This window comes from Sphingopyxis sp. GW821-FHT02C12 (assembly GCF_059421785.1).
This window is the reverse complement of the sequence record NZ_JBWKVQ010000001.1, coordinates 2,739,975-2,751,215: the sequence shown is the minus strand read 5'-3', so window position 1 is coordinate 2,751,215 and position 11,241 is coordinate 2,739,975. Positions and strand designations below refer to the sequence as shown.

Annotated in this window: 11 protein-coding genes; 1 reads left to right on the top strand and 10 read right to left on the bottom strand. The window is 61.9% G+C overall.

What is annotated here, in order from left to right; genetic code table 11:
* Positions 1-20 precede the first annotated feature (20 nt).
* Genes queC through AC07U1_RS13110 form a run of 7 tightly spaced genes read right to left on the bottom strand, consistent with a single transcriptional unit; the run spans position 21 to position 6,139 of the window.
* Complete coding sequence (gene queC, locus AC07U1_RS13140) at positions 21-731, bottom strand: 7-cyano-7-deazaguanine synthase QueC (protein WP_495176203.1); 711 nt, start codon at positions 729-731, stop codon at positions 21-23.
* Positions 728-1,105, bottom strand: coding sequence for a 6-pyruvoyl trahydropterin synthase family protein (locus AC07U1_RS13135; RefSeq protein ID WP_495176204.1), 378 nt, complete (start codon positions 1,103-1,105; stop codon positions 728-730). The genes queC and AC07U1_RS13135 overlap by 4 nt, the downstream gene beginning before the upstream one ends.
* Entirely contained in the window at positions 1,105-1,737 is a 633-nt protein-coding gene (gene queE / locus AC07U1_RS13130; RefSeq protein WP_495176205.1) for a 7-carboxy-7-deazaguanine synthase, read from the bottom strand. The genes AC07U1_RS13135 and queE overlap by 1 nt, the downstream gene beginning before the upstream one ends.
* Complete coding sequence (gene dbpB / locus AC07U1_RS13125; protein WP_495177455.1) at positions 1,734-2,822, bottom strand: DGQHR domain-containing protein DpdB; 1,089 nt, start codon at positions 2,820-2,822, stop codon at positions 1,734-1,736. Before dbpB (AC07U1_RS13125) ends, queE begins: the two co-directional genes overlap by 4 nt.
* Entirely contained in the window at positions 2,788-4,116 is a 1,329-nt protein-coding gene (dpdA, locus tag AC07U1_RS13120; RefSeq protein ID WP_495176206.1) for a tRNA-guanine transglycosylase DpdA, read from the bottom strand. The genes dbpB (AC07U1_RS13125) and dpdA overlap by 35 nt, the downstream gene beginning before the upstream one ends.
* Positions 4,113-5,228, bottom strand: a complete 1,116-nt coding sequence (dbpB, locus tag AC07U1_RS13115; protein WP_495176207.1) for a DGQHR domain-containing protein DpdB — start codon at positions 5,226-5,228, stop codon at positions 4,113-4,115. Before dbpB (AC07U1_RS13115) ends, dpdA begins: the two co-directional genes overlap by 4 nt.
* A complete protein-coding gene (locus tag AC07U1_RS13110) occupies positions 5,225-6,139 on the bottom strand; it encodes a hypothetical protein (protein ID WP_495176208.1) in 915 nt (304 codons plus the stop codon). The genes dbpB (AC07U1_RS13115) and AC07U1_RS13110 overlap by 4 nt, the downstream gene beginning before the upstream one ends.
* Positions 6,140-6,333: 194 nt before the next feature.
* On the opposite strand from AC07U1_RS13110, the gene AC07U1_RS13105 reads away from it, so the two are divergent.
* Positions 6,334-7,071 carry a hypothetical protein gene (locus AC07U1_RS13105; protein WP_495176209.1) on the top strand — a complete coding sequence of 246 codons (738 nt, stop codon included), beginning with the start codon at positions 6,334-6,336 and terminating at the stop codon, positions 7,069-7,071.
* 680 nt (positions 7,072-7,751) lie between these two features.
* On the opposite strand, the gene AC07U1_RS13100 is transcribed toward AC07U1_RS13105, so the two are convergent.
* Genes AC07U1_RS13100 through AC07U1_RS13090 form a run of 3 tightly spaced genes read right to left on the bottom strand, consistent with a single transcriptional unit; the run spans position 7,752 to position 11,229 of the window.
* Positions 7,752-8,417 carry a hypothetical protein gene (locus tag AC07U1_RS13100; RefSeq protein WP_187142217.1) on the bottom strand — a complete coding sequence of 222 codons (666 nt, stop codon included), beginning with the start codon at positions 8,415-8,417 and terminating at the stop codon, positions 7,752-7,754.
* Between the two features lie 38 nt (positions 8,418-8,455).
* The gene (locus AC07U1_RS13095) at positions 8,456-10,375 is read right to left on the bottom strand and encodes a TonB-dependent receptor domain-containing protein (RefSeq protein ID WP_495197708.1); all 1,920 of its coding nucleotides are present in this window, start codon (positions 10,373-10,375) and stop codon (positions 8,456-8,458) included.
* On the bottom strand, positions 10,375-11,229 hold the full coding sequence (locus AC07U1_RS13090; protein WP_495176211.1) for a hypothetical protein: 855 nt from the start codon (positions 11,227-11,229) through the stop codon (positions 10,375-10,377). Before AC07U1_RS13090 ends, AC07U1_RS13095 begins: the two co-directional genes overlap by 1 nt.
* Positions 11,230-11,241: the final 12 nt, after the last annotated feature.

Sequence of the window (11,241 nt, the reverse complement as noted above, 5' to 3'; positions counted from 1 at the left end):
CTTAGTCAGGGTCCCACATATTATTCGATAATTTCAACCGATTTGAAATGTTTCCAGCCCGTCTTTCTCAATTCGCAAGCTGGGCAAGTATCACAGCCATAACCCCATTCGTGCCGTACCTTCCTCTCGCCAGTATAGCAGGTATGGGTATTCTCCCGAATGAGATCGACCAAGGCGTTCCCTCCGATATCCTGGGACATCTTCCATGTCGCGGCCTTGTCGATCCACATGAGCGGCGTGTGGATGACGCAGTTGCTGCCCATGCCGAGGTTGAGCGTGACCTGTAGCGACTTGAGCGTGTCATCTCGGCAATCGGGGTAACCCGAATAATCGGTTTCGCACATACCGCCGACAAGATGCCGCAACTGGCGGCGATAGCCGAGCGTCGCCGCCATGGTGAAAAATATCAGGTTGCGGCCCGGTACGAAGGTATTCGGCAACCCGTCTTCGCGCATCGCGATTTCGGCCTCTCGCGTAAGCGCGGTTTCGCTGACCTCGCCGAGAATGGACAGATCGAGCATATGGTCGGGACCGAGCCGGTCCTTCCATTCGGCCTTCAAGCTCGTAACCCGGGCGAGAAATTCATCGCGAACCTCGAGTTCGACACGGTGTCGCTGTCCATAGTCGAACCCGACCGTTTCGACCGTTTCGAAATTGTCGAGCGCCCAAACGAGGCATGTTGCGCTGTCCTGCCCCCCCGAAAACAGAACAAGTGCACCGCGGTCGTTCATGCACTGACCTCCTCTTCACCCCAATAGGAACAGGCTTCGCTAACCGAATCGCGGTAGACGCTAACCCGATGCAAATTGGAAATTTCGGGTCGGAGACGATCCCATATCCAGCGCGAGATATTTTCCATCGTGGCCGGGCCAAGGTCGTTGATTTCGTCAAGGAAGCGATGGTCGAGCGCATCGCGCGCGTCTTCCATCATCTGCTCGAGCCTGCCCAGATCGACAATCATGCCGGTGACAGGGTCTGGCCGACCTCGCACAGTAACTTCGGCCCGATAGCTATGACCGTGAATACGCCGGCTCGGCTCGGTAGCGATCGACCGATCAAGCGTATGGGCTGCGTCGAAACGAAATTGCTTGCTGAGTTCGAACATCAGCGGATTCCGATCATCTTGTGCGACTGGAGCGAAAGTCTCCAGCGCGGGTTTTCGGTACAATATCTTATCGTGGCGGCGAGATTGGCTTCGGCGTCGGACGAGTCCATCGGCTGAAGAAAAAAATGCTCGAAATCGAGGCCGACGAATGCTTCGGGCGGGGCTTTGGGCTGCGGATAGACGAGTTTGAGTTCGTTCCCGCGGGTAAGCGTCACCGGAGCGTCCGATTTAGGAGAGACGCATATCCAGTCGAGGCCCGCGGGTGCGTCCTGCGTGCCGTTTGTTTCGACACCGATTTCGAACCCGCGCGCGTGAAGCGCCTCGACGAGCGCCGAATCGACCTGGAGGAGCGGCTCGCCTCCTGTCAGCACGACGTAGCGGCCTTCGTGTGGGCCTTGCCACTCGCGCTCCACAGCCTCGGCAAGCGCGTCGGCATCGACAAACCGTCCGCCACCGGTTCCGTCAATTCCGACGAAATCTGTATCGCAAAAGCTGCAAACCGATCCGGCACGGTCCTGCTCGCGCCCTGACCAGAGATTGCATCCGGCGAAACGGCAGAAGACGGCGGCCCTGCCGCTTTGCGCCCCCTCGCCCTGCAGCGTCTTGAAGATTTCTTTCACGGCATAGCTCATAGAGGCTCGGCACCCTGTTCCAGAAGCGGGGCGGGCACGGCTTTACGCCGCCGGCGCTGATCGGCCTTCACGATGCCGATAAGATAATGTTTGAGCAGCGCCACATCGCGGTTGATGTTCTGAAGCGATTTCCATCGCCGCACTTCGCCGTCAAAGTTCCATTCGCCGCTCGTCCAGGCGGTCTTGCCTTTGAGGCACTCGAGCCCTTCACGGAAATCCTCGACGCTACGCGCATCCGATCGCTGCGCGAGCACCTCCATCACGTCGCCCAGCGCCTGGATGCCGGCCCCGTGGAGCAGCCGCGATGTCGCCGGCGTTTGACCGTGCCAGTCCAGCGAAAATGTCGTTTTGACCGCCTCGAAGAAATTGGAAAGAATCCGCACGCAGCGCTGCACGCCATGCGGCCCGCGAACGAGTTCGCGCATGACGCCGTTGTTGAGCGACTCCATGATGATGCGCTGCATGACCGTGTCGGCAATCATGCCTTCGGGAACGGTGTGCTGCTTGATCCGGCGATGGAGCGCCGTGTCATCGAAATTGAGGCGGGCAACGATATCGGCCGCCGCCGACCGTCGGCCGAGCCGTGGCGGCAAGTCGTCGACCGTCGGCAGCAGTTCATAGATCAACGACTTCGGAAGCGGTTTGGTGTTGTTGATCAGGACGAACTGACGGCGCAGTTCCGCCTCGTCGCGGCAGATGAGGACGGAAACGAAAACCTGGAAATCGCGCGCGACGTCGGACAGCGCTGACAGCCGTTGCTGCCCGTCGACGACTAGACCGGGCGCGCCCTCGCTCATGTCGATGATAAGGCGGGCAAGCCCGCCCTCAAGATGCTCGACCGAAACGCGGTCGGTAAAGGCGACGACGATCGGGTTCGGAAGCACCGAATTGGGCTTTTCGAGATAGTCGCGAATTTCGCGGATATGCGCCGCGACCTGCGGACGCTGGAACCCGCTGAGTTCACCTTGCGCGTCGCGGCCGATCCGGTCGATCGTCGCAAAGCGCAGCACATCGGCAGCGCTTGCGGCAAAGCTGAGGACAACATGTTCCTCACTCTGCTTCGCACAGACAGTGTTGAAGATCATCGGGTCGGCTGACGGCACGCTTTAAATCCAATCGTTGAATATGGTTCTGATAGACGGCGAGATTGTGGATGCCACGGCGCTTGTTGCGATTGCTGCCGCGGAAGATGATGACATCGACCGAGGCATGTTTGCAGATGGCGCACGGGCATTGCTTCCAGGGCATTTCCTCGAGCGTGGTGCGATATCGATCGGCGAGTTTGGCGAGCGCAGGGGACGCCTTGCAGTCGTCGTACGGCCGCTCCTCGACGAGCGGCGCGCTGTACACGAGCACATTGTGCAGCGTTTCTTCGAGATCGGCTTCGCCCCGATCGAAGGCCCGAAGGGAAGTCAGCGCGCTTGTTTCCATGGCGAGAAGGTCTTCGGCGCGGAAGATGCCCTTTTTTACCGAGCGCTGCAGTTTGGGATTTTCGATCGCCTGCGGCACGCGGATCGACGTGAAATATTTAAGCGCGAGCCCTTCGCTCGGCAGGTAATAATTCTGCTTCGCATCCTTGAATGCGCGGATGAGCGGCGAGGTCGTATCGAAGCTCGCAATATCGTAGCCATGGAAGCTATCGATGTCGTCGGCCTTCGCAAAGCCGAGGATATGCAGCCGCGTGCTCGCTGGAACGGCAGCGCGGATCGCCTCGAGGCACAGTTTGATCTCGGGCGATTTCAATGGGACCATGCCGCCGAGCGCCAGATAGTCATAGCCCATCGCGACCAGCCTTCGCGCGGCTTCGGCCATGCTCCCCGGCGACCAACCCTGGACCACGCCGAGCGGCTTGAAATCGGCGCCGATCGCAAGCGCTTCGCGGCGAAAGCCATCGGCATTTTCGAGCGTGATCTCGAAGCGATGGCGGGCATCCTCGTTTCCGCCCTCCATAGCTGTCAGCCCGGGATCGAAATCGAAGATGATGTGGTCGACCGAGCAGCCATGAGTGAAGCCGCATTCGTCATAAAACTCGGCCATTTCCATCGGCGTATAGGGCGGCTTTTCTTCCTGCACATAAGTGAAAGCGCCGCAGTCGCCGAAGATGGAGAGGTGAGCGAATTCGGGTTTGTCTAGACGTAGAAATTTGCGCGCGCCCACCAGCGCGAAACGCCGTGCCTGGCTAGCCGTGTATTTCCCTTTAACCCGGTGATCGCCGACGATGCCGCGCGAGACGAGAACGCCGTCATAGGGCGCATAGCCGAGGATTTCGTGCGGATAGGCGTCATCCCAATAGGGCTGTCGTTCCGCCGGACTGCGGTCCGCGATGAAATCGAAGGCAGGATCGACATAGTCGAGACTGTCGGCGAAGATGAACTTCATGGACGCACCCGCGCGAGCTTTCGATCTATCCGACACAAATGCTCAGCGAGACGATGGATATCCTGAGACGTCGACTGTATCTGGTTCCACTTGAAGCCAAGTTCTTCCCACTGACCGCTCGTCCAGTGGCAGTGAGGTGCGAGGCGATCGAGCGAAGCCCGAACCTCAAGCTCGGGTTCTGCGGTACTGTCCGCGCGCACCATGATCTGGTCCATCAGGACACCCATTGCGCGGATACCGGCCGAATGCATCAATCGGCTCTGCGTCGCCTTTTTTCCCCACGCGTGGGGAAAAGCGTCCCTGACCGCGGACCAATAGATAAATAGCGTCCGGTACATGGCGTCGGTGTCGACGTCATTTCCACCCCGATACTGCGAGAGCGCGCCCATCGACGACTTCAGATTTTGGCCTATCGCTGCGCGAAGGGAGGAGTCGGTGATGACACCGACGTTCGCCGGGTCCGATTTGCGCTTCAGCATCTTGTGGAACGGCGAGTTGGGATCCTTCGCGAGCTCTTCGGTCAGCAAGCTCGGGAGCCGGCGCTCCTCAAGATCCTGCGGCAACAATCCCCCGACTTGCGGGAGGAGTTCGTCGATGAGGCGTGCTGAAAGCGGCTTGGCCTTGTTCACAAGAATGAACTGCTCTCGGGCGGTTGCAAGGTCCGCGCTCAGGAAGCCCACGACGGGAACCACATGTGCGTCATTCTTGGCTTGCGCCAAAGCGAGTGAGCGCTGCTGACCATCGACGATCCAGGCGGCTCGTTTTCCTTCGGCACGCGCGGGAATAGTGATGACGCCGCCATCACTGATGTCGGAGCAGTCTTTTACGCCGCGGCCACGCACGGCCCGGAAAGTTACATCTGACGAGAAGGCCAGGATGATGGCGTTGGGGAACAGGATCGGCCCGGAATCGAGAAACTCCGCGATCGATCGGACATGGCTTTTGATTTCTGGTCGCTGAAACCCCTCGAGTTCGTCATTCGAGCGGCCCACGCGATTGATATCGGCGATGCGTGCGATATCGGCCCCGCGAAGGAAAAAAGCGAAGACCTCAATATTGTTGCCTTGGCGCGTGCGGGTCGCCCGAACGCGCAATTGCTCCTGCTTCCTCACGCTACGTTTTCCCGCTCTGTCCGCAAGCTGCGGACCAGGCCGACAAAGCGGCTTTGCTCGCACGCGATTCCAAGATCATCGCGGAGCAACCTCAGCATCCGCGTCGATCGGCCTCCCATCACTTCCCAATGCGCCGTGAGGATTTCGCGAAGCTCCTCGTCGGTCTTGCGCTTCCCAACGGTGCGGATTGGGCGGGGCCAGTTTGCCATCGCAGCCTCGACTCTGCTGGCATGGTCCATCGCCCCAGCCGCCTCAAGGCCCGGAAGCACGCTGTTCGCGAAATGCCGCACGGCTCTGGCGGCGAAGTTCGATCTCGTGCCTCTGTATGGGCTATTCGCGCCATCGAGACGCGCGTCATAGGGCATCTGCAAATCGGCGAGCACCCCCAGGGCTGGCGATCCCGAGAAGAGGCGCACGCGCTGGAACAAGAGTGCTGGCAGCGACAGGATCTCCGATTCGATCATCGCAAGATAGGCTTGCGGAAGGGCAATCAAACAAGGCCCGTCTGATGCGGCAATTACCGTCGCAAGAGGCTGCGAAAAAGGGGAGTTACCCTGTAGCCAGCGCCACCAGATGCCGGCATCGGCACCATCGCTTAGCGTGGCGAGAATGTCGTCCTCACCGGCCAGCACTGACGCTTTATAACTTGGCACCTGCGTCTCTGCGGAAATGAGTCCGAGACCGGCAGACACGATATAATGGGAATAACCCGCGTCGCTCGCGGCGCGGCGGCTTTCAGCATGGCTCCCGCCCTGATAGAGGTTGGCCGCTGATACCCGCTGCGATGCCGCGTTCAGGGCTGCCACCCATTGTTCGCCGACAGCCTCGATTGCGCCCGCATCGAGGCTAGAGACGCAGGCCTCCGCGGTCCCCGCCTTTTTCTTCGTACAAGCCGTGATTATCGAGCCCATGCCATAAACTGCAAAATAAATGATCGTTGCTATGTCATATACTCAAAAAAATGTGCATTCCAAACTGCATTTACGCCGTCCGATCCCGCGTTCGCGCGCGGAAGGTGGATACTCCTCTCGCTGTCTAAAGAGTTGGCGCCCAAGCATTGCTGAAAGCAATTTGACGCGGGCGTGTGCGCCCTTATCGTGCCACCATGACCCAGACATCGACCGCATCTCAAGCGCTGACGGCCCGGCACAAGCGCTGGGTTGCCAATCATTTCAAGGGCAAAGTGAAGGAACTTGAATATCAGTTGATGACGCTGGTTGACGCATGCGATCATTCGCTCGCGCTGTTCTCCGAGGGAGCTGAAACGCCGCCTGCCAATGGCGCGGCAGTGATGTACAGCTTCTCCGCTTTTGCGAACGTCGTGCAGACCATGAAGGACGCAGTGAAGACAGTCGCCGGGCAGCAGTTGAATTGGGCGGACATCGACAAGCTACGCCACGGCGCCTTCCTGCACGCGGCGCGCAATGCCATCACTCATGACGGCCATCCTGTTGTAAGTGCCTGGGCCGACGGACGGTACTTTGTTCCGGCAAAGATCATACGCTTCGGACTCCAAGGCCAGGTCATCACAATCGCCCCACCCCTCGACGATATCCGGACGGTCTGCCTCGCCTTCAGCTCTGATTTTTGCGGCCTTCTGTCCACTGCCCTAGTGGGCGTCGTGGACCAGCCCGATCTTGCGGGCAGCATGTTCGATTTGGCTGATCTTGACGAGGTTTTTGCGGAGAGTTTGATCATTCCCGATAGCGTCAAGGCAATATTCACCGCTAATCGCGACCAAGTCGTGGCAGCGCTAGAGGGGATAATCCACGATCCAATTTCGGACATGATCGCCATGCTAGCCGAGCTGGCCCAAAAGTGCGAGGCACGGCTGCGCATTTGAATCGGGCTGATTTGCACGTGGCCTGACGCCTCAAAATGGTTTCCAACGCCGTCACCCTCTTCCGTGGCGTACTTGTGGTTTGCCAATGCGGGGCTGCACGGCGCTAGATTGCGGTCCGCCTGGTGAAGCCGTGATCGGGCATCCGCCGACGAGTCGTGGGCCAGATTAACGTAGCGCGCTGCCGCCTTCGAGCACATAACTTCGTAATTTGGCGTTTTGCCAATAGTTGACGTGCGCGGGATAGACGAAGCGCCAAGCCATGTGTCGATCGAGCGACCGCTTTCGGGCGGCCGCTGATAGAGGCTGGAATGACTGACATCAGGCGCAAAGTCGCCAATCGAACCGGATGGAATGTAGGTGATTTTGTGACGTCGCTAGTTGTTGCTCAACGTCATCGCTTATCTTTCGTTGTCATTCAAACCGTACACGAATGCAGCTAAGTACCTGATTTATTTAAATTAACGAACTCTCTTAATCAGCGGGTCCTAGGTTCGAGCCCTAGTGCGTCCACCATTTTCTCAATGGCTTAACGGCCATTTCCTCCCTTCATTCCGACAATGTCATTTGCGCATTCCGACAAGTCAGCGGGCGCGCTTCCCTAGCAGAAGATTGCGGACAACGCGGTTGGAATGATCGTTCTCGACGGGCAAGCCCTCTCGAACGCCGACATGCTACGCCGATCAATAGATTTCGTGCCAATTCTCGATTTCCGACGAGCGGTTCGCGAGGCCGAAGCAGATAAGCCCGGGGCGACTGGCCGATGCCGAACCTTTTTCCAGCCGGTATTCGAGGCGTCGGCAGCGGAAACCCTCGACCTGCTCCTCGCGCGTGACGGTCAGCATGCCCTTCGCGGCCCGCCCCTGCCAGCGGTGGACGTGGCCGACCGGCCAGCTGCCGGCGCGTTTGGCGCGTTCGCCATATTGGCCGCTGAACTGGTCGTAGGGAAATTTGGGACGGCCATCGAAGTCGATCCCGCCCTCGCAATCGTTGCAGCTGACCTCGCCGAACTTGTTGTAGCCGGCCTTTTGCGCCTCGATCTCGGGCGGCACGCGCAGGCCGTCGATATAGGCCGCCCCGACGGACGTCGCGCGAGCGGGTTCCGGTGCGGGCGCGGGGTCGTTCGAACCCGTTTCGCTGCCCTCCTCTGCCCCGTCGGGGGACGGCTCGCTTCCACCGCCGCCGTGCAGCCCGCTCGCGATCGTGTCGCGCACGACGCTTTGGACCTCTTCCTCGGCCTGTTGCGCGGTGCGATCGACAAGGCGCTTGAGCAAGCTCTGGGCCTGCGCCGCGTGGGCGATGCCGAACAGCGTGGCGGCCGCCACGATCGTGCGAAAAACCTGTCGCATGAGGGTCTCCTGATTGTCGTGATGCCGGGGGGAAAGGGTCAGCCGAGGTCGGTGGTCAGCGTGGCGGTCAGCCGGCGCGGCAAATTGTAGAGGTAGATGCCCGACGGCCCGTTCGCCCAACCGAATTTGTTGCCGACATTGGCGATCTGGACGCGCAGCGTCGCGGGCGCCTTGCCAAGCTTGAAGCGATAGCGCCCACCGACCGACGCGATCGCGCGCGCCGGAATGACGAGCTTGCCGTCGGTGCTCGCGACGCGGTCCGAGGTGCTTTCGACGACGAGGTCGACCGAGACGGCGGGCGCGAAGGTTGGCCGGTAATCGAGCACCGCGGTCGACAGGCGACCGAAACTCGCCAGCGGCTTTCGGCCGAGTTGCTCGCTGTCGACCGCGTCGCCCGACAGCGTCGCGTCGATCAGCGCGGTGCCCGCGATCGCGGTGAGTCCCGGCGCGATCTGCCCCGAAAAGGAGAATTCGGCGCCGCGATGGTGGACGTCGCCGAGCTGGCGGAACACCCGCGCCGTATCGACCGAGTAGAAGGGCTTGGACACCTCGAACACGCCCGCGACGAGGCGGATCGCCGGGGTGATCGACCAGCGCACGCCGGCGTCGAACTGGCGGGTGCGGATGGCGGGGGGCGCCTCGTCGCGGTTGACCGCGTGGCCGGGCGCAACTGGGCTTTCCTCCAGCCCCTGCGTATAGCTGCCGTAAAAGGCGAGCGACGGCGACGCATAGACGGCGGCGGTCGCGTTGAGCAGCAACGGGCCGTCCTTGGTCGTGATGACCGGCGCGCCGGGGCCGAAGACGCGCTTGCGATAATCGGTCTTTTGCAGCCCGACGCTGATTTCGCCGACATCCTTCCACCGCCCCTCATAGGCGATGCCCGCTGTCCATTGTCCGACCGTGTCGCGCGTCTGCGGGCCAAAGCTGGTGACCGGTTCGGGGACGGTCACCGGGTCCTCGAGCGGATGGTTGCCGATGAAGATCTCGCGGCTGCCGCCATAGGTGCGCGACCTGTCGCGGCCCTTCAGCGACAGGTGCAGCGTATGCAGGCGCGGCCCGTCGGCGAAACGCCGCGACAGCCGCATTTCGCCGCTGGTCGAGGCCGAGCGGCGGCCGGGCTCGGCGATCACCACCTCGTCTGCGGTCCCGTCGGGCCGGACGTTGAGAAAGAGCTGGGTGTGCGAGCGATCGAGGTCGAGGATCGAGCGGAAGGCGCCGGCCTTGAGCGTCCAGTCGCCGCGCCGGATCGTCGTCGTCAGGCCGGTGGCGATGGTCTGGCCGTCGTTGGCCGCCCATTTCTGCCCGATCCGCTTCACCCGCTCGAGCCGCGGCGGCAGATGGTCGCCGGCGGTAAGCAGCAACGGCGGCAATTCCTCGTCGGCGATGCCGATGCGGCTCCAGAAAGGCGTGACCTCGACCCCGTCGACCGGCTCCCAGCGCGCGATCGCCGCCATGGTGCGGAATTGCGCGCTGCCGCCCGTGTGGTTGCGGTCGGAAAAATAGCCATAGCCCGCGCCGAGCGACAGCCGGTCGGTCACCGGCAGCTGGCCGTCGAGTTCGACCACCTTCGCGCCGAAGGGCCCGAGCCGCCCGCTGACGCTGAGCAACCGCTTGTCGCCGGGCTTGCGCAGCTCATATTCGGCGATGCCCGTGGGCGCGGGAAAGGGATAGCCCTGCGCCGACAGTCCGACGCGCATCTGCAACCCAGCGATCACCCGGTCGGTGAAGCTCGCCTGCTGGTCGATATAGAGACCGTCGAGGCGGATATTGCCCGCCTCTGCGGCCGAGAAGCCGCGGACATAATTGGGATTGTAGATGCCGATCTGCTCGCCGCCGATCGAGGTGCCGAAGGCATCCTCGGCGCTGGTCGTCGCATTGTCGTCGGTGCGCTGGGCGAGCGCGGGGGCGGGCGCGGCGGCGAGCGCCAGCCCGAGCGTGGTCAGGGTAAAGCGGCGCATCATTTCACCTCCTTCATGCGGCGTTGAACATCGTCCCAGTCGGTCATGAACATCGCCGCGGCGAGGCGTGCCGCGGGGCGTTCAGGGCTCAGCCGATCACCGCGCAGATCGTCATTTTCGTGGGAGTAGCTCGACATATGGACGAGCAGCGGGTGGATGCCCGCCGCGCCGGGCTGATACCAGCTGCGGTCGTGCTGCAATTTCAGCGCGAGCGGCCGCGGACCCCAGGCATATTCGGAATCGGGATCATAGTCGGGGAGCCGGTCGGCGACATACAGGCCATAGGCCGCGCCGGTGCGGACCTGGAATCCCCCGCGCTGCACGCCCTCGGCCTGTACCTGGCGGCGCGCCATCATGTCATAGGGGTTGAGGAGAACACTCAGCACTGCGCCCTCCTCCGACGGCGTCAGGTAGCGGCCGTCGCGCTGGACCGTGTCGGAACTGCCCTCGATCACGCTCTTGGCGCGGAGGGTGAAGGTCGCCCCGACCAACCGCACGCCATCGAGCGTCGGCACGACCGAGATGTTGATGTCGGCGTGCAGGCTGGTGCCGCGCACGTCGCGCAGCGACGGCTGGCGCATCAGCGCGTCGAACGCGACCATCGCGCGGCGGCGCAGCAGGTCGATCTCGGCGATCGGAATCCGCGCCAGATTGCGCGGCTGGTGGACATGGACGTCGGGCGCCTTCGACGCCCAGCCGGGCAGGCCCGCACCGGGTTCGGGCGCGGTGCCCGACCAGCGTGCCATCAGCTTCTTGGGCGCGCGGCTGTCGCCGGGCGCGGCGTGCGCCGCAAGAATGGCGGGCGCAGCCGCGAACAAGCCGAGCATCGCAAGACGGATCAGGGGATTTTTCATCGGTCGGACTTT

What these genes read in the sequence shown, in the direction of transcription:
- dpdA (WP_495176206.1), bottom strand. Translation starts at nt 4,116, where the DNA reads ATGAAGTTCATCTTCGCCGACAGTCTCGACTATGTCGATCCTGCCTTC.
- AC07U1_RS13110 (WP_495176208.1), bottom strand. Translation starts at nt 6,139, where the DNA reads ATGGGCTCGATAATCACGGCTTGTACGAAGAAAAAGGCGGGGACCGCG.
- AC07U1_RS13095 (WP_495197708.1), bottom strand. Translation starts at nt 10,375, where the DNA reads ATGCGCCGCTTTACCCTGACCACGCTCGGGCTGGCGCTCGCCGCCGCG.
- AC07U1_RS13090 (WP_495176211.1), bottom strand. Translation starts at nt 11,229, where the DNA reads ATGAAAAATCCCCTGATCCGTCTTGCGATGCTCGGCTTGTTCGCGGCT.
- queE (WP_495176205.1), bottom strand. Translation starts at nt 1,737, where the DNA reads ATGAGCTATGCCGTGAAAGAAATCTTCAAGACGCTGCAGGGCGAGGGG.
- queC (WP_495176203.1), bottom strand. Translation starts at nt 731, where the DNA reads ATGAACGACCGCGGTGCACTTGTTCTGTTTTCGGGGGGGCAGGACAGC.
- AC07U1_RS13105 (WP_495176209.1), top strand. Translation starts at nt 6,334, where the DNA reads ATGACCCAGACATCGACCGCATCTCAAGCGCTGACGGCCCGGCACAAG.
- AC07U1_RS13100 (WP_187142217.1), bottom strand. Translation starts at nt 8,417, where the DNA reads ATGCGACAGGTTTTTCGCACGATCGTGGCGGCCGCCACGCTGTTCGGC.
- dbpB (WP_495177455.1), bottom strand. Translation starts at nt 2,822, where the DNA reads ATGATCTTCAACACTGTCTGTGCGAAGCAGAGTGAGGAACATGTTGTC.
- AC07U1_RS13135 (WP_495176204.1), bottom strand. Translation starts at nt 1,105, where the DNA reads ATGTTCGAACTCAGCAAGCAATTTCGTTTCGACGCAGCCCATACGCTT.